12 protein-coding genes and 2 pseudogenes are annotated in these 18,691 nt (G+C 58.1%); 11 read left to right on the plus strand and 3 right to left on the minus strand.

Going from position 1 to position 18,691, the window contains the following annotated elements:
- Window positions 1–739: M16 family metallopeptidase (locus tag CQ13_RS36335; protein ID WP_245309570.1), on the minus strand; the 739-nt coding region annotated here is incomplete at its 3' end.
- A gap of 307 nt (window positions 740–1,046) precedes the next feature.
- Window positions 1,047–1,142, minus strand: a pseudogene (locus CQ13_RS46185) (NUDIX hydrolase); the annotation flags it as partial.
- A 2,365-nt stretch (window positions 1,143–3,507) separates the two neighbouring features.
- Here CQ13_RS46185 and CQ13_RS36350 point away from each other — a divergent pair.
- The 4 genes from CQ13_RS36350 (at window position 3,508) to CQ13_RS43905 (ending at window position 7,525) form a co-directional block, all read left to right on the plus strand.
- Window positions 3,508–4,983 (plus strand): acetyl-CoA carboxylase biotin carboxylase subunit, encoded by a 1,476-nt coding sequence (locus tag CQ13_RS36350; protein WP_057847576.1) that lies wholly within the window; start codon window positions 3,508–3,510, stop codon window positions 4,981–4,983.
- Window position 4,984: 1 nt separating this feature from the next.
- On the plus strand, window positions 4,985–5,488 hold the full coding sequence (locus CQ13_RS36355; RefSeq protein WP_057847577.1) for an acyl-CoA carboxylase biotin carboxyl carrier protein subunit: 504 nt from the start codon (window positions 4,985–4,987) through the stop codon (window positions 5,486–5,488).
- 1 nt (window position 5,489) lies between these two features.
- The gene (locus CQ13_RS36360) at window positions 5,490–7,097 is read left to right on the plus strand and encodes an acyl-CoA carboxylase subunit beta (RefSeq protein WP_057847578.1); all 1,608 of its coding nucleotides are present in this window, start codon (window positions 5,490–5,492) and stop codon (window positions 7,095–7,097) included.
- A gap of 182 nt (window positions 7,098–7,279) precedes the next feature.
- A complete protein-coding gene (locus CQ13_RS43905) occupies window positions 7,280–7,525 on the plus strand; it encodes a hypothetical protein (RefSeq protein ID WP_156434120.1) in 246 nt (81 codons plus the stop codon).
- Between the two features lie 799 nt (window positions 7,526–8,324).
- Here the strand turns inward: CQ13_RS43905 and CQ13_RS36370 are convergent.
- Window positions 8,325–8,834 carry a hypothetical protein gene (locus CQ13_RS36370; RefSeq protein ID WP_057847580.1) on the minus strand — a complete coding sequence of 170 codons (510 nt, stop codon included), beginning with the start codon at window positions 8,832–8,834 and terminating at the stop codon, window positions 8,325–8,327.
- A 1,379-nt stretch (window positions 8,835–10,213) separates the two neighbouring features.
- Between CQ13_RS36370 and trpD the strand changes: the two are divergent.
- The 7 genes and pseudogenes from trpD to CQ13_RS44830 all read left to right on the plus strand — a co-directional run bounded on the left by trpD (window position 10,214) and on the right by CQ13_RS44830 (window position 18,047).
- A pseudogene (trpD, locus tag CQ13_RS36375) lies at window positions 10,214–11,226 on the plus strand (anthranilate phosphoribosyltransferase).
- Window positions 11,227–11,241: 15 nt separating this feature from the next.
- A complete protein-coding gene (gene trpC, locus CQ13_RS36380; protein WP_057847581.1) occupies window positions 11,242–12,060 on the plus strand; it encodes an indole-3-glycerol phosphate synthase TrpC in 819 nt (272 codons plus the stop codon).
- Window positions 12,061–12,550: 490 nt separating this feature from the next.
- Window positions 12,551–12,688, plus strand: coding sequence for a hypothetical protein (locus CQ13_RS44825; protein WP_197427560.1), 138 nt, complete (start codon window positions 12,551–12,553; stop codon window positions 12,686–12,688).
- Between the two features lie 561 nt (window positions 12,689–13,249).
- A complete protein-coding gene (locus CQ13_RS46650) occupies window positions 13,250–13,444 on the plus strand; it encodes a flavin reductase (RefSeq protein ID WP_283807566.1) in 195 nt (64 codons plus the stop codon).
- Entirely contained in the window at window positions 13,368–13,646 is a 279-nt protein-coding gene (locus tag CQ13_RS42125; protein WP_283807567.1) for a flavin reductase, read from the plus strand. The genes CQ13_RS46650 and CQ13_RS42125 overlap by 77 nt, the downstream gene beginning before the upstream one ends.
- Before the next feature lie 1,369 nt (window positions 13,647–15,015).
- Window positions 15,016–16,539 (plus strand): class I adenylate-forming enzyme family protein, encoded by a 1,524-nt coding sequence (locus CQ13_RS36390; RefSeq protein WP_057847584.1) that lies wholly within the window; start codon window positions 15,016–15,018, stop codon window positions 16,537–16,539.
- 209 nt (window positions 16,540–16,748) lie between these two features.
- A complete protein-coding gene (locus tag CQ13_RS44830) occupies window positions 16,749–18,047 on the plus strand; it encodes a preATP grasp domain-containing protein (protein WP_245309571.1) in 1,299 nt (432 codons plus the stop codon).
- Window positions 18,048–18,691: the final 644 nt, after the last annotated feature.

The following is an 18,691-nucleotide window of genomic DNA, read 5'->3' on the forward strand; positions in this document are numbered from 1 at the left end:
TATTCGGCGCGTAGAAGCGCTTGTAGAACGCGAGCGCGTCCTCGCGGTCGAGCTTCTCGATCTCCTGGCGAAAGCCAAGATTAGGGCGGCCGTAGGGGTGGTTGAGGTAAAGCGCCGCCCTGATCTGCTCGGTGAGCCGCCTATCGGGATTGTTGGCGACGCGCATGTTGAATTCCTCGAGCACCACGTCGCGCTCGGACAGCACGTTCTCATCTTTGAGAATGAGGCCGGTCATCCGGTCGGCCTCAAATTCCATCATCTTGCCGAGCTGCTCGCGCGGCACGCGTTGGTAATAGCCGGTGTAGTCGGGCGAGGTGAAGGCGTTCTGGTTGCCGCCGACGCGCAGAACGGTCTGGGAGAATTCGCCGGGCGGATGCTTGGCTGTGCCCTTGAACATCAGGTGTTCGAAGAAATGCGCAAGCCCCGACTTGGCCGGCGTGTCGTCGGCGGAGCCGACCTTATACCAAATCATATGGGTCACGACCGGGGTGCGATGATCGGGGATCACCACTACCTGCAGGCCGTTCGCAAGCGTGAAGCTTGCTGGTCGTTCCGAGGTGACTGTGATCTGGGCAAGCACGCTCCTGTTTTCAGGAACGTCCCGGAGGCTCGGATTGCTGCTATTATCCCTTTTGTATTCGACTTTGTATTCGACCGCCAGCGCGGTGGGCGTCGTCAAGGCCATTGCAACTGTGGCCGTGCCTAGCAGCTTGGTTGTCACGGAACTCCAATTCTTCATGGCATCGCCTTTGGTCACATCGAGATACACATTCTGCAACGGCCGATCCCGACAAAGCAGAGAGCCGCACACCGTTGGCAAACAATGGAGCAAAAGCCGGGCCAATCGCCTAATGCTCCCGCGCACGGACCGCTGCGCGGGCAGCTGGACGCAAAACGAAGCGCCGCGCGTTCTTTCTCTCCCGAAAGCCAAAGCCGCACTTGTTTGGTATCTGCCAACATGTTGCGAACACGACATTGCACACGAAAACGCACGACAATTCGCCGCCTCGCGCTTGCCTAAATCCTGCGACGCCACATACTGGCGCCTTGATCTCGCGCCAGAGGCACTGCTCCGCCGTTTCGCGGCCGCGCCGGCGCCCGCCAGGAAACATCCAAAGTTTGTCGCGGCACGGCCGCACCAGGAGTACCCGGCCGCTTCGACGCCGGCCACCAACACGGCCAAGCGATCATCGTTTCGATCGATCAATATGCCGAGAAAGCGTTTGGCAAGCGAGACTATTTCCTAAATAGGCCTCCCGGTTTCAGGGGCCGGAGCGACCAAATCCCGAGGTCGGCGTCATCTGGGTCTATGGCGCCGGCGAACACGGCGTCATGGCCTTCACCGATTTCGGAATCGAAAATCTGATCGAGCTCGTCCGGATGCACAAAGAAAATCCGACTTGGCTCAAGCGCTGGCCGCCCGACTAATACAATCAGCCTGCGGCCTACGCCGGATGCGTACGGATTTTGTCGAGAACCGGCGAAGCATCAGGGCTCTGCGTCGCCATCCTCTTTAAGCGTCGGCCACTCCTCTGCGCGTCGGGCTAGCTTCTCATATTCCTCGGCGATCTTAAGGAGCCTATCTCTGGACTTGCCTTCAGCGAACGACACCGCTTTGGTCCGCGTCGCTTCCGCACGGCCTCGCCAGAATTTGGGATCGTAGAACGGATCTATCGGTTTCATGCAAATGAGCATGCAGTTCGTACATTAAGAAAATGCGACATCAGCCCCTCCAACATTACGTAGGCCGCCCTCCCCGCAAAATTCACAAATTCGGCCCAATTGCCTATATCTCGGAAGGAGCGAAGCCGCGGGGCGCGATTCGCTTGAGAAAGCCGAAGCGGGTGCACACGCATTGAGCGGTTGATAGAGTTGCTTTGCCCATGCCTCGTACACACCCGGTGGCAGCGGACCCAGCACGATACCATCCCCAGCCGCCACGACCTCCTTCGAAAGCGCACTCGGTCAAGTTTCTGCCAGGACGAAGGTTTATACGCGCAGCATCTAAAGCGCCCGCCATCTCGGGCTTGAAAGCTCTTCCCTCTTCGAACTGCTACCACGTCGCGCGATTTGCGCTGACTGGAATCGCAAACCAATCCAATGTTTCGATCTCTCCGACATGCCGGCTTGGAGGGATCAGCCGTGCTGGAGCTGTCACTTCTAACACGTGCACGGCTGCCCTCGGCCTAGATGGGAATGAAACTGAGATTTCCGCGCCAGTGAAGGCCTCTCACTCTGATTCGCGCCAGATGGCTCGTGGGGGCCCACGAGTTTGGACATATCCACACGAGCAGTCCTCGAAGGGGCTTGAATCGTACGCAGCGTTAGATTGTACGATCTTAAAAGCAGGTGGCGCCCCTAAGGCCATCTAAAACGCCTCCCGCCAGGTGATGAGAATTGCGAATGTCCCAAACTCTTAAGCTCACGCCGCAAGGGCGCCGTCACGATCCTCGAGCACTCCCCCGAAAGCGAAGTGATCTATGGAGCGCATGGCGAACTGGCCAAGTTGCAGCCAGAACAGGACGAGCATTTGGCACAATCTCGATCTCCGATGTCACGCGTGCCGCTCCTCGCAAGAGGTGGAATGCAGGTCGCGAGAGCGCACCATGTGGGTGATGGCCCCAGCTGTTACAGACCGATAATGGTTCGCACTCCCCAACTAGGTGCAGCTTCGGGGGCGTGTTGGACGTAGCTGAATGCCGGAATTGCCCCCGGGGTATACCTTACCGCTATCGTAACTTCTTTCGTCTAGCCGGGCCGCAATCGTTGTTTCGCCCTGCTTGGCGGCTCTGGGTATCGGCCGACTGGCGGGTTGTTAGCCGCCTCCTCGCGCTCGGAAAACTACGGTATCTCACGACTAAGAGACCGAGGCACCGCTGCGATGGGTGTACAGATACGCAAAGTGCGCTTCCGCGGCCGTCAATGCTTTGAATGGTTCCGGCCTGTTTCCCGGTAGACAGGTCATACTGCGCTTCGCGCAGGACGAACAATACCGCAGGATGTATCGACCTGAAGAGGATATCGTGAATCAAAAGCAGCGAACGCATGGGTCTTGGTTCTTCAAAGCACACCGCTCGGCAACAGCACTTGCTGTTGCTGTTGTGACGACAACAGCTCTATGCACCGAACAGGCGGGTGCGCGAGATCGGGCGGCGACACCGGAGGAGCGAGAGGCTTGCACTCCGGACGTGTTTCGCTTTTGTGGCAGCCACATACCTGATGCAGGCGCCATTACTGCCTGTCTCAGAGCCAAGTTCACAAACCTGAGTGACCAATGTCGCTACGTGATATCAGTTCGAGACTCTGCCAAAGGAAAGGAAGGCTCGAAATGAGCCAGCGTCAATAGGCCTGCGCCTTCGATTGCCCGCGACTAGTCCCCGGCTGAATTCCAGGACGGCAACGCTGGATGGGGACAGATGAAAGGGGCGCGGGCAATTGACGCAGCACCAACCGCTTGCGACTGACGGAACTCCCGGCATCGGGCACTTGCTTGGACGAATAGGCGAAATGCGTGAATTACTCTTCCACACCATTCTGATCGCCAACAGAGGCGAGATTGCCGTACGAATCATCAAGACTTTGCGAAGGCTGGGGCTTCGCTCTGCAATTGTCTACCACGATGCCGATGCGGGGACGCCGGCTGTCTCCATGGCTGACACGGCGATTGCCATCAGCGGTCGCACGCCGATAGCGGCCTATCTCGATATCGCGCAAATCATCGCTGCTGCCCACAAGGCGAGCGCCGACGCCCTTCATCCGGGTTATGGATTTCTTTCCGAGAATGCTGAGTTCGCCAGGGCCGTGATAAAGGCGGGCATTGCGTTCATCGGGCCCGCCCCCGAAAGCATAGAACTGATGGGCGATAAAATCCGGGCCCACAACTTCGTTCAGCGGAACGGTTTTCCGGTCGCACCTTCGGCGATCGAAGAAGATGATCCAGCGACATTCACATTCAGGGCGCGAGCTGTTGGAGTTCCTTTGCTGGTAAAACCATCGGCGGGCGGTGGCGGCAAGGGCATGCGGATCGTACGCGACCTCGCTACCCTGGAGGACGCGATTGCGCAGGCGCGCAGTGAGGCGCAGACGTACTTCGGCGATGGCCGGCTTTACGTCGAACGATATGTCGAAAACCCGCGGCACATCGAAGTACAGGTGCTCGGCGACTCCTTCGGAAACGTGGTCCATCTCTTTGAGCGGGAGTGCTCGGTGCAGCGCCGGTTCCAAAAGATCATCGAGGAGTCGCCGTCGCCCGCGCTGTCGCCAGAGTTGCGCAAGCGGGTCTGCGAAACCGCCGCCAGCATCGCGCGCGCCGCCAACTATCGAAACGCAGGCACTGTCGAATTCATTTTCGGCGGAGGAGAGTTCTATTTTCTTGAGATGAATACGCGACTGCAAGTCGAGCATACTGTGACCGAGATGATCACCGGCATCGATCTTGTTGCTCAACAGATCTATGTCGCCGCGGGCCGCGAACTTGGATTTTCGCAGTCCGATATCGTCTCGAGAGGACACGCGATCGAGGCTAGACTGTATGCGGAAGCCCCGGAACGTGGATATGTTCCGACGACTGGTAAGGTACTTGTTCTTGAGTACCCGGACGGCGACGGCGTACGGATCGACAGCGGCATCTTTCAAGGCCAGCAGATCACGACAGCGTTCGATCCCATGCTCGCAAAGATCATCGCGCATTCGCCGACGCGCATTGAGGCTGCGCTGAAGGCCCATCGCGCGATGCGGGAGCTGGTGCTTCTCGGCTGCGAGACAAATGCAAACTTTCTCACACGTATCCTCCGTGAGGAGGCATTTCTGAGCGGACACATCCATACGGGATATCTTGAGGAAAATCCGCACATCGCATCGGGCGAGCCTGCGTCCGACTTATCTGCCTTCCTCGCCACAGCCGCCCTCCTGACGAGACCTATCCGCGAATCAGCAGATGCCGTGCCCGAGCTTCACGCAGCGCTGGGCAGCTGGAGAAACTGACGTGAAACACTCTTTTGAAGTTGATGGCATAGATTATCAGTTATCGCTTTCACGCTGTCAGCAGGGCTATCACCTTCGCTTGCGTAATGAAGTGATTGCCCCAATCGCGTTCTCCCAGCAAGGCGACGGTTGCGGCGTCCTTACCATCGCTGGCGAAAGCGAACCGGTTAGGTTCGCCATCGACGGCGAGGTTATTCACGTGCACATCCGCGGCAGGACGCGCATTTTGCACTACCGCGACCCGTTGAGAACGCTCGCTTGCGCGAACAATGAGGCAGATCATCTCCTGGCCCGCGCGCCAATGCCAGGTCTCGTCGTTACGACCAGCGTTTCGCCTGGTCAACCCGTTTCCGCAGGCACGGCGCTGATGAAAATCGAGAGCATGAAGTTGGAAACCATCATACGCTCTCCACGGGACGGCGTGATCGACCAAATTCACTTCAACGAAGGCGAGAGCTTCGAGCGAGGCGCAGTGCTGGTTACGCTCTCAGAGGAAGGGCGTTGAGATGCAGCGGATCGCTTCTGCAGCGGATGTCAAATCCCACGAATTCCGCCTCAACGAACTCCACAATAGACGACTTGCGGCCGAATTGAAGGAACGACAACGTGTCGTCCGCTTCAACCGTCCTGAACGAGACCTTGAGCGCATGCGTCGGCAAAACAAGTTGTTTGTACGTGATCGGATCGAGGCTTTGCTCGATCCAGAAACTCCGTTCCTCGAGCTTTCGACGCTAGCCGCTAACAAGGCTTACGACGGCGAGGTGCCTGGCGCTGCGCAGGTCGTCGGCATCGGCATCGTAGCGGGTCGCGAGGTCATTGTTCACGCGGATGACGCCAGCGTGAAGGGCGGCGCATGGTACCCGTTGTCTGTCAAGAAGATCGTGCGGGCCTTGGACATAGCGATCGAGAACCGTCTGCCAGTGGTTCATCTGTGCGACTGTGCTGGTGGTTTCCTGCCTTTGCAGGCGGAGTTCTTCGCGGATCGATACTACGCGGGTCGAATCTTCCGCAATCAGTCCATTCTCTCGAAGATGGGAGTGCCGCAAGTCGCCATCGCAATGGGTCATTGCACCGCGGGAGGGGCGTACGTCCCGGCGCTTAGCGACTACAACATCATCGTGGAGGGAACGGGCGCGATTTTTCTAGGAGGCCCCCCGGTCGTGAAAGCGGCCACGGGCGAGACGGTATCCGCCGAAGAGCTTGGTGGCGCTCATATGCATACCAGCGTGTCTGGGACGAGTGATTATTTCGCAAGGTCCGAGATGCACGCGATTGCCATCGCACAGGACATCGTCGCTCGCTTCAATCGTCCCACGAAAGCCTCGATGGATCGAGTCTCTCCGGAGCCACCGGCGTACGACGCGTCCGAACTCTACGGCATCATTCCCAGGGATCCTCGAGTGCAGTTCGACATGCGGGAGATCATCGCCCGTCTGGTGGATGGCAGCCGGTTCCACGAATACCAACCTCGCTATGGCGAGTCTCTGGTGTGCGGCTTCGCGCGGCTTTATGGATATCAGATCGGGGTTATTGCAAACAATGGTGTGCTGTTCAGCGACAGTGCGCTGAAGGGCGCTCACTTTATCCAACTGTGCGACAAGAATCGGACACCCCTGCTCTTCCTGCAGAATATCACGGGTTTCATGGTCGGCCGCGAATACGAACGGCGTGGCATCACCAAGGATGGCGCGAAGCTGATCATGGCCGTCTCTGGAGCGTCGGTGCCTAAATTCACGGTCGTTTGCAACGGCTCCTACGGAGCGGGGACATTCGCTATGGCGGGACGGGCTTTCGATCCACGGTTTATGTTCACCTGGCCGCAGTCTCAGATTTCTGCGATGGGTGCAGAGCAAGCAGCAGGCGTGCTCACCCATGTCAAGGCAAGACAATTAACCCGTGAGGGTGGACGCCTGTCTGAGCAGGAGTTGGCAGCTATTCGAGAGCCGATTCTGGAAGAGTATCGGGAACGATCGAGCGCCTATTATGCAACCTCCGAAATCTGGGACGACGGCATTCTTGATCCTGTCGACACCAGAAATGCGCTCGCAGTCGTCCTGAGCGCTTCGCTCAATACACCTATTGAGGCGCCACATTACGGCGTCTTCAGAATGTAGCGATCGGATCGGAGTCGCCTTGGCGGGATCATCGAGCTAGCGCAGCGCGATCCAGCCGCAAATGAAATGGAAGTCGGCGCGATAATCGCAAAGCGCCAGGCGCCGATATGCCCGTCCTTCGATCTGGCTGCTTTCAAATCGGCGGCCGGGTCTACCTCCACACCCCACGGAACGGAAGACAAGTGAAACGCATCACCTTCGCCGCGGCGCTGCTCGCGCTGACGAGCGCGGCGCACGCTGGCCCCGAGCTCGAAGCCAGCGCCGGCTTCCTTGCCGGCATCCTCGATCAACGTCACCATGCATCGCGTCCGCCCGCACAGATTAGGCGCCGCAAGCCGAAAGAAATGTCCAGCCTCGGCGCGCCGTCGCACATCGACGCGGATCACAACGACTGCGGTGCGGTCGGAGCGGTGCGTGCGTCCCCTTAACGGGTCGCACAAGACCGGAGAGATCATCGCGAGCAGGATTGCGGCGACGAAGAACCAGGGCGAGCGCGAAAGCGTTTCACCGAAACGACCAGAGCAAGGTACAGAGGACAGTCAGAAGCAGAGCAGAGTAATCCGCGCATCCCCGATGATCGGCGCCGTAACAGATCGCTGGGCGTCATCGGAATGTCCGTGTGCCCCCTGATCGATTCCTGACCGCACCACCACGATTTCGGTCCGTCGTCCCGTACTGCAGAACAAACACCGTCCCGTTGAAGCGAGGGATTGAATGCCACCCAGAAGCCGCCGTTTCATTGATGACAAAGCCCATCATCGCCTTGGATGACGCAGCTCGAACGCTAGCATTGGTGAAGGCTCGCTGGCTTGCTGCTGGCGAATACCGGCGAGGTATCGATGGCGCTCTTCACGGTTGTATTCGCAATCGTGGCGGCGTTGTTGTCAGTTCATCTTAGGACAGGCGGATCCGGTTTCAATGTGCCCCATCGTCGACACTCTCGAAGCTGCTAGAGGAGATTGGCTTCAAACCAGTTTCGGTGGGGACCAGTGAGCCGCTGAAGTCTGGCAACCTCACGCAGCACGGCGAACGGTTTCAGAAATGGTCTGTGCCAGTACGACGTCATCACGCAAATGATGATCTATGAGTATCCGATGCCGATATGTCGTTGAACGAACGCGATGTGCTGTCGCAAACACGCAACCGGGCTATCGCCTTAGTCCGGATTCGCTCTTCGCGCGCCCGAAGCGATGTTTTCGTCGCCCCCGAACTGATCCAGGAGTACACCTAGTGGACAATGCCAAACAAACAAATAGCGCTTGAAGAACACTCGGGTCGCGAGCAGTGGTAAAAGATGGAAAATGGCATCACGGCCCGAACCGCGAAGATATTCAGCGCGCCCTTCACAACGGCGGACTTCGCAGCTTTGTCAGAAAGGCAGCCCTCGATTCGGTCCCGGTTGCGTTTGCGCTCTGATATGATCAGCTGTGGAGCTGCGCTTGCAGTCTTGGCGTTCCTCAAACGTATATCAACCAGAGGCACAATCGATCTGAGCCTTATCGGCGCCCTCGCCTCAGCAACGCTGTCCTTTGCGTTGGGGGCCGCGCTCGCAATGTTCGCCTGCGCCGCAGCGGAAAGGGCGGTTTCGAGGCTCAGTACTTGTGAGCCACCAAGGATCCCAAAGGCACGCCGCTTGCGCGCTGCAAAGACCGCGCGCGTTTGCCACGTCTTTTCGCTTTCTTCCGCGCTGGCCTCGCTAGCTTTATTCGCTTCTGGAATGTCCGAGACGAGCTCCACACTCCCGATGCTTCTGCAGAGGTAAGCTGCCCAAACGCCCGTTCGAGTTGGCTAGAATCGAGCCCGCGAGCTGAGAACCGCCAGGAGCCCCCGCCCATGCAGTGTCCGAGATGCAACTCCGATAACTGGTGCGAAATCGCGTCGCATGATCCCTGGAGCGGTCGACCGATGATCCTGCAATGTCTGCGGCGAATATACTGAGCACAAGCTCGCTGAGCGCGAGGAGGCGTACGGCGCCCTGACTGGCGAACACCAACCGACCCGCCGGCTTATGCAGGCAAGATCCTGGATGCCATTGAGAATGCTGGTCTAACGATCGCCCGCACCTGAAAAAGAATGGGAGACCCGCGCATGGACCCTGCCATTCCTTGCCCCGCCCACCCTGTATCCCCGGCTCCGGAAAACGCGGGACTGTGAGGCGGTGCCTGATCGTCATGCGGGGCTTCACGCCGTTATGGCCAATCTGAAGCGGCAGGTCGAGCGAGTGGCATCGAGCCGGCACGATGTGCGTTTAGCTAACTATTTCGGTACCGCAACCTCTTGCGCCGCAGTACGGCGAGCACTCGAGGAGTGCCACAATCAAGAATAGTGCATAAGCTCGGGACTCTGAATCGCATCTATTCCACATTGGACGACGACATGCTCTATCCGCCGCTTCGTGCAATCACGTGGACGCGGCTAGGAGTTGCGCCGGGATCTGCAATGTCGCGATGTCGGCTCCGCTCACCTCACCGCGCGCGTCGCTTGGGTGCAATAAACGTCGGCATTGCAGAACAAGTCGGCTGAGGACGTATCGGGCTGCCGTTTTTCAATTCTTCTTTGCGCCCATAGGGATCTTGAGCACGTCTGTCTGGAAACGCCCGCAGTGAGTGTTCTCACATCAGTCAGACTGCGCTGGGAAGGGGTTTTCCACGATGGCGGCGGCCTGCAGTTGGCCGCTTGTTTCCTCGTACCTCAGGAAGCGGCACAATGGAATACTGGAATAATGTTCAGCCAAGCCACTGAAGGGGGTTGAACCTTACGCTGCGTCAGGTTGTAGGCTTGGAAACCAATTATGACCACACCTACACCACGCAAGCAATGGTTATCGGCTAACGCGGCAGCGGGGTTGCCGTGCACATGATTTCAAGCTTGGAACTGACGCCTATTCGAATTGACTTCCCACTGATGAAGCCGGAAAGCTGCGAGATCGTGCCGTTTGTCAAGTTCGCATCGGACGAGAGAAGAGCCAAAAGAGAGTCTTCAAGCATGTTGTGCGACAAGCGGCCTCCCGCCCTCGTCACCAAGCTGGACCATCGGGATCGGCTCATCGATCAACGAGGTCGCCTTCGCCCACGCAACCGCTGCCACTAGCAACAGCTAGCACGTTCGAAAGCACGATGAACGCCTTCAACTCGATTATTGGCAAAGTCGCCGGCGGCGCCACGCTGAGCCGCGAGGAAGCGGCATCCGCTTTCGACAGCATGATGTCAGGCGAAGCCACACCCGCGCAGGTGGGTGGACTTCTCATGGCGCTGCGGGTACGCGGCGAGACGGTGGAAGAGATTACCGGCGCCGCTTCCGCGATGCGGAGTAAGATGCCGCGAGTCAGTGCGCCGCACGATCCCGTCGACATTGCCGGCACTGGCGGCGACGCTTCGGGCTCGGTAAACGTGTCGACCTGCGCCGCTTTCATCGTCGCTGGTGCTGGCGTGAGGGTTGCCAAACATGGCAATCGCGCACTGTCCTCGCGCTCGGGCGCTGCCGACGTCTTGGCGTCGCTCGGCGTGAGGATCGACATCACCCCTGAAGACGTCACTCGCTGCGTGCACGAAGCCGGCATCGGCTTCATGTTTGCGCCGGTCCATCATCCCGCCATGAAGCACGTTCACCCGACCCGGATTGAGCTCGCTACCCGCACCATCTTCAATCTACTCGGACCGCTGTGCAATCCGGCCGGCGTCAAGCGACAGATAGTCGGAGTGTTTTCACGGCAGTGGGTGCTGCCCTTGGCGCAGGTGTTGAAGAATCTTGGCGCTGAGTCAGTGTGGGTGGTGCACGGCTCGGACGGACTCGATGAGATCACCCTGACCGGCCCGACCTTTGTTGCCTCGATTGAGACCAGCGAGATCCGCACCTTCGAAGTGACCCCTGAACAGGCCGGCCTCCCCCGCTGCGGCAGCGTAGGGCTGAAGGGCGGCGATGCCGATGCCAATGCAGTCGCGCTGCAAGCGTGCTCGACGGCGCCCCAAGCCCGTATCGCGATATCGCGCTTCTCAATGCGGCCGCGGCATTGATCGTGGCCGGCCGTGCCAAAACCTTGAAGGAAGGCGTCGCCCTTGGGCAGAAATCGCTTGATAGCGGTGCCGCGGCGGCGCGATTGAAACATCTAGTCGCAATCTCTAACGCCTGACAGCCGAGCTGACCGATGTCCGACATTTTGACCAAGATCGGGGCCTACAAGCGCGAAGAGATCGCAGCCGCCAAGCGCGCCTTGCCGCTTTCAGAGGTCGAAGCGTTCGCGCGGCGGGCCCCGCCCCCGCGGGGTTTTCTCGCCGCCATCTGCAACAAGCACGCAGCAGATGAGTATGCGCTGATCGCCGAGATCAAGAAGGCCTCTCCCTCCAAAGGCCTTATCCGGGGCGACTTCGATCCGCCCTCGCTTGCCAGGGCCTATGAAGCGGGCGGCGCGGCCTGCCTGTCGGTGCTGACGGATACGCCCTTCTTTCAGGGGCACCCTGATTTCATGATGGCAGCGCGAGCGGCAACATATCTGCCGGTGCTGCGCAAGGACTTCATGTTCGACACCTATCAGGTGGTACAAGCGCGCGCTCAGGGGGCCGACTGCATCCTGATCATCATGGCGGCGCTCGACGACGAAACCGCTCGCGAGATCGAGGCTGCGGCCCTGGCCCATGGCATGGATGGGCTGATTGAGATCCATGACCGCGACGGACTCGATCGGGCGCTAAAACTCCGCTCGCCGATGATCGGCATCAGCAACCGCAACCTGCGCACCTTCGAGACCACGCTTACGACCAGCGAGGCGCTGGCGCCGCTCATACCGAAGAATCGCCTGATCGTCGGCGAAAGCGGTATCTGCGCCCCGGGGGATGTTCTGCGTCTTTCGCGGCTTTGCATTTCGACCTTCCTGGTCGGAGAAAGTCTGATGCGGCAGGCTGACGTGACGGCGGCGACCCGCGCGCTGCTCTCGCGCGAGGCGGCGGTTTCGACCGGAGTGCAGTGATGGCCCGCAAAGCCTCCAAGCCGAGCTCGCTTCGCTCCGAATACGGCTCGCCGCAAACGATAGTGAGGTGTCGCCGCTGTTGGCGACGGCTAGTCAGCATCCAGAAGGTCCGCGCAATTCAATCAGCACCGAGCCGGTGGGTCTCCCCTGCATTTGACGACGGCCGAGAAGTGCGGCCGGTGATGGTGGGGCGAAATGCACCGTTTGCACGAAATAGCGGTGCATTAGCCTGAGACGGTAAGAGCAAAGTCATGGAAAGTTTTCACAACTCGAGGCGGATGAGGGCAGTCTATGCTCGGAGCAGAGCGCTTATCAGGCTGCAGGATGCGTACCGTATCAATCTTGCTGAGCTAATCGAGGCTAGGGCGGCGCCTGAAAGATCGACGGTCACTCAGATTGCCAGAGCCGGTGCGAAGCGCACCACCGAGATCGTCGAAAAGACAGGCGACTCGGGGACTCGCGCTTCGCGGTACCGCGAAGGAGACAAACAATGATGTCTTGGCGGACGACCACGGTACTCGGATCGATCGCAACGATCGAACTCATGTTTCGTAAGTTTCGTGAGGTGATCGATACAGACGACTCGATCTCGCCCGAGCTGCGGCTTTCGTTGCACGCGACTGGATGAGCGTCTTCTCTTCGGGAAAGAGCGCCTTTTCAACAGTATCGGAAAACAAAGCGGCGCGGCGGCCATGCCCATATCACCACCGAGGAATGATTCGCAGTGAATGACGCCACGCGCAGACAGATCACGGACCGCCAGCCCTTCGGACGTACGGGCCGCCTTCGCTGTCGCTACGCGACGAGGACGCGGAACGTATTCGATCTGACGCAAAGGCACGCTGAACGCTATCATCCAAGCGGAGCCGCCGATTGTGTTCAGTTCATCGCCAGATCATGCTGTGGAGCAGTCAGATTATCGGTGCGATCAAACCCGCACTGCGCGGAAGCAAGTTCGAGAGTCGCGACCAACGCAATATCCGCATAGTTCAAAAGTTCGAGGTCAAACGCCACTCCGGAGCTGGGCTATGAGCTGCCAATCGCCTCCCCGGATCAGCGATAATCAGTCCATCGAGGCGATCGAGTTTCGCCAAGCCATGCGAAATCTGGCGAGCGGCGTCTCCATTGTAGCGACCGGAACGGCCGTCCGACGGCGAGGGTAACGGTCAGTTCTATTACCTCGATCTGCATGGAGCCGCCCTGCTTGCTGGCCGACATTAATGCCAGTTCCGAAACTCACGACGCGATACTCGCCAACGGCACTTTCGGCGTGAGTCTTCTCGGCGGCAATCAGCAGGACCTTCGCACTGCGTTTCGCCGGCCGGCATGGCGCAAACGCTGTCCACCGTTTCGATACAGCGCCATGGGATCAGGGCGTCCTTGACGTACCGGTTCTGCAAAGCGCAGTTTGTGTGCTCGAAAGCGTCTTGCATCACCACCAACTCGTCGGCACCCATGGGATCTTTATCGGCCGGATTGTCGCGACGCGATCAGCTCAAGGCAATCCACTCATCAACTTCGTGGCGAGCTTCGAACGTTACTCTACGGCTGAGTGCAGGTTTTCACCGCAATGTCGCTATTCGTAACGAAACTCTACGGCTAAGGCTATGTTGAGAGCCACAATGAAGGAGCCAAGTTATGATAATAGAATACTTGCCCGAGAGGGGAGTGCAAATGGCGGAGCCCTTCGATTTTTGCGGGTTTAAGCTCGTCTTGAAAGGCCCGTATGCCGCTAAGCCTTCAGACTTGAAAGGGATCACGCTCGTTGACCACGACAATGCGCTGATGCCTATTTAGTGCCTATCCTGCCTGGCTGCCCCAAGGACAACAAAACCTGGGAAGCAGCCTACGCCAAGATGGTCGCAAGCGCGCGCGAGCGCGGCTGGATTGACGCTAAAGCAAATGCAATTCGCGCACACATCGAAAGAAGGTTCTGATCAGAAAGATCCGAGGCAGCTCGCATCCTGAGTTAGTGCCCTGCATGCAAGTGACACTCGTCCCTAATCTGTCTCGATCGCGACTCCTTTGGCAGCTCGGCTTCTTACCCAGAGGCGAACAGCATGATGGCGGCGAGAAGATCAGCCCTGAATGGGAACCCGACACGCATCGGCTGCGCCGCTCACTAAGACGGCGCCTTAAGGCCTTGGCGCTGGCAACGCTAGCCCGGCTCGGCCCAGATCCTATGAGGAAATGGCGGTGCTTTTTCAGTCTTCGTATCATCGCTGCTCCGGGAGGCTTAGGAGTTTGAACATATTCACACGACGGCCGCCCAAAAGGACTTGAATCGCACGTGGCGTCAAATTGTACGATCTCAAAGTAGGTGGCGCCGGCTTCCGGCCGCGCCGCGCTCAATCCGAGCAGCGTGTTTTGCTCTGTCCGCACAGATCCCTGGGAGCTGGTATGGCGACAAGATCGCGCATAAAGGTCGATTGGGCTGTAGAAGCTCTCACGGAGCTGTGGCGGCAAATTTCGCTCGCCACGATCGGCGCGACATCGCAAGAGATTGCCCGGTATCTCGGAGCGGCATGTGAAAAGACCTGACGGCTCCAGGAGGATCTTGCTAGTCAATCACACTGAAGGCCAATGCCGGGCCATTGTCGGCCTCAAAGATGGAGATACCGGAGCCGCCTATATGTGTGGCGAGCCTGTATTGAGAAGATCGCCCAGGAAACTCTCGTCATGGTGCGCTTACCACCATTGTCTGATGCACGCAGCCCCTGTCGAGCAAAACTGAAGTACGTGAGCAAGAGCTACACTTTGAGTGTCCGGATTACATCCACCCTACCTGAGCCTCACGAGATCGTCACAAGCTGAACTCTTTTGCGGGTACCTGACGGAAGGCCCCTCATCTCAGACAATAACGCCGTAATCGACACCTTCCGAGCGACGTAGAGGAGCTCTCATTGGCCGCTTCGGGAGGCAAGTACTGTGCAAGCCAAGGAAAACGGAAGACTGATGGTTGATCTCTGCACGCTGATTGAGCGCAACGCGGCGTTCACTCCCGACAAGCCCGCGATCCATTTCGAGGGCGAGACCTTAAGCTACGCGATCTTCAATCAACGGATCGAGCAGGTCGCGCGCGCCCTAAAAAGCCAGCTCGGTGTCGAGAGAGGCGATCGCGTCGCGATCCTCAGCCTTAACCGGCCTGACCATCTGGTGCTGCTCTATGCCTGCGCGCGGCTCGGCGCAATGCTCGTGCCACTGAACTGGAGGCTTGCGGTCGCCGAGCAGCTCTTCATCCTGTCCGACGCCGCCGCCAAGGTGCTGGTGATCGAACACGCCTTCGAGGCACTCCTGCCGGCGCTGGCGGAGCAACTGCCGGATATCTTTGTCGTCGGCTTGGATTTTGCGCCCCTCGGCGGAAGCAAATGGGATGGCCTGCTAGACCGAGGGCGGGGCGATGGTCGCAATCCGTACACGGACCTGTCCTGCCCGCTTCTGATCGTCTATACCTCGGGCACCACAGGGCGGCCGAAAGGGGCTGTGCTGCGCCAAGAGGCCTTGCTGTGGAATGGGGTTATGAGTCAGCACATGCATGGCCTCACCTCGGCTGACCATGTCTTGACAGTGTTGCCGCTGTTCCACGTGGGTGGCCTCAATATCCAGACGACGCCAGCGTTGCATCACGGCGCGACGGTTACGATCCACACGCGGTTTACGCCAGAGGCGACGCTCGCTGCGTTCGAGCGCGAACGGCCAACTCTGGCCGTGCTGGTGCCTGCCACGATTCAAGGCCTGACCGAGCATCCCCAGTGGTCGACCACCGACCTAAGCTCACTCAGAGCAATTTCCACCGGCTCAACCATGGTGCCGCAGCACCTGATCGAACGCTTTGTCGCACGCAGCGTACCAGTGCTGCAGGTGTATGGCTCCACGGAGACCTGCCCAATTGCTGTCTATACGAGACTCGGCGGTGATCTCTCGCGTGAGGGTACGACTGGCTTGCCCGGCCTTTTCTGCGAAGCGGCAATCATCGATAATGGGGGCAACAAGCTGCCGCCAGGCACCCTGGGCGAGATCGCAGTGCGCGGGCCTAATGTTTTCTGCGAATATTGGGGCAATCAAGAAGCAACGCGCGAGGCGCTGCATAACGGCTGGTATCACACTGGCGATATCGGCCGCCGCGATGCTGATGGGTATTTTTGGGTCCATGATCGCAAGAAGAATCTGATCATTTCCGGCGGGGAAAACGTTTATCCGGCAGAAGTCGAGCGTGTGCTTATGGAGCATCCCGATGTCGCAGAATGCGCTGTCGTCGGTCGGCCCGATTCGCGCTGGGATGAAATACCAGTCGCCTATGTGATCAGGCGGTCGGGCGTGCGGATTGAAGCGGAAGCACTGACCGCGCATATGCAATCGCAGCTCGCCCGTTTCAAAGTGCCGCGCGAAATCATTTTCACGGAAGAATTGCCGCGAACGGGGTTGGGCAAGATCCAGCATTTTATGCTGAAAGAGCTCGATGCGCGATCAAGTCGGTAAGGAGGCACCAAATGAATATCGCGGATTGGGCGCTGGCAATATTTCCCTTGCCGCCTGCACGCGATCTTATGTCTCTAGCTCACTGAAGTCGTTTCGAACAACTGTACTACATGAATACGCTGCCGCACGTTCATCGTAGTGCCGGACTGCGCTTCCGTCCCGATATATGCCAAGTACTACGGAGCTCGTTGATGCCGCGGATCCTAATTATGAACGCCGGTACCGCCCAAATGTCGGGTGCCGATCTGACGGCAATCCAACTTTCGCTTGCCGCCAAGTCAGCCTGGCGCTCCGTATGGTTTGCACAAGCGGGCGACCTAATTGTCTCTCCGGTAGCGATCCCAACTGATCTGCTACACTACGTTGGCGCGACGCTAAGGTTCGACCCATCGACCGTCTTGGTGCTCGTGCCAGAAAACGCGCACGAGACCCGGGTCCTTAGTGATTTCACTCTGCAGTCTAATACAATTGTTGAACAAATCCGACGCCACATTTGTGAGAAAACACATTGGAAACTCTGTGCTTGCTACTATACTGAAGGCGTTGCGCGCTTAGCGGCGATGCTCGGCATACAGCAGAAAGGGAACGACTTCGCTCTGCAGCGAGGCCCTGATCTATTGAATCGCAAGAGCCACTTCCGTCAATTGGCAACAAGTGTCACGCTTCCGTTGCCCAGTGGATGCATAGCAACAAGCTCAGAAGAATTGTTCAGAGCGGTCAACTCCCTAAGGCTTGAAACCGGCAGCGTCATTGTAAAATTAGACAATGGAGCCGGCGGGGTTGGAAATATCATATTAACCGGCAAGGAGAGCGCTCCACTACCTGGGGCAAGGGAGACCCGGCGGGTTCTTTGGCCGTCGTTTGATCCTGATGCACTTTGGTCTGAGATGACAACCCCATCGTGTAAAACAGTGGCCGTAGAATCATACCACTTGGCCCGTTCTCTGTTCTACCTTGAGTTTGAAATCGAGGAAAATGGTTCAATCGCATACGTCAACAGTGGAAACATACGTCTGCATCGAAGCGAAGATCGGGCCGAACGAGCTCTCGTCTGGACTGGTCTAGAGCTTCCAAGCGACCTGAGCAATGAGCAGTACTCGACCGCTTACGCGCACGCCTATCGATTTGTGGAGCTTGCGCGGACCTTGGGTTACCGCGGAATGATCAACATAGATGCCATTTTCTCGACCGACGGGCGGCTGCTGTTTAATGAAGCGAACGGTCGGTGGGGCGGGGGCTCGGTACTGCACAGCATTGCTGACCGGTTGTTAGGAGCCGACTATTCCCATTCCTACGTGATTTCATCTGTGCGGAACGTCCGACTAAACTCCCTCCAAACGGCACTTGATTGTTTTGTCGATGAAGGATTGCTATTTGATCGCATACACAAGGAAGGCGTTATTCCGCTTGCCGCCGACCAAGACGCAGGCACGGTGGAGTGTCTCGTGATCGCGCGCGACAGGCTGGTGGGCCGCAATTTCGAGCATCGATTATTGACGATGCTCTGATTTGGATCACTGCCCCATGTTCCACTCTTCAGGATGCCTTCTTCGGTCCATTTGTTTCAGCTTGAACAACATCCCTATTCCCAACCATGTGCTGAAGCCAAAACGCGCCCTAAGGAGATGGCGAAGCACTCTCTTCCAGGTTGACTGGCGCAGCACTGTCGATTCTTCCGTTCCAAACCCAAGTTGTTCGGCGCACCAACCTTGTCAGGTTTCCTATACCACAACCGTGCAAACGGTTAGTTCTGGGACGACGCGCGGAGCACGAGAATGCCGGAGCGATGCAGATCGGCTCCCAAATCTGCAGTCATTGGCTCCATTCTTTAGTTGATTAAAGTAGTTAGGCAGATCGGCTGGACTTACAATACCTTGTCCGGGATATGAGCCTCGCAGTTTGACCATCATTGCGCCAGTGGTTAGCGTTCCCCTCTCCTCTTCACGCAGCAGAACTCGCCCTAGTCTGATAACTTACCATCCAGCATCACTGTACAGACGATAGCGACGGGCGAGGAAGACAGCAAAGTATCTTCGTGCATCGAGCCCGGCATTCGTCTAGTTAGAGAATGCCGGCCTGCATCCATAGATCTCATTCGAGAGCCGGCTCCGCAAATTTGAACATGTCGATAAGTGGAGTTTCTGCCTGACAG

Source organism: Bradyrhizobium retamae (assembly GCF_001440415.1).
Lineage (GTDB): Bacteria > Pseudomonadota > Alphaproteobacteria > Rhizobiales > Xanthobacteraceae > Bradyrhizobium > Bradyrhizobium retamae.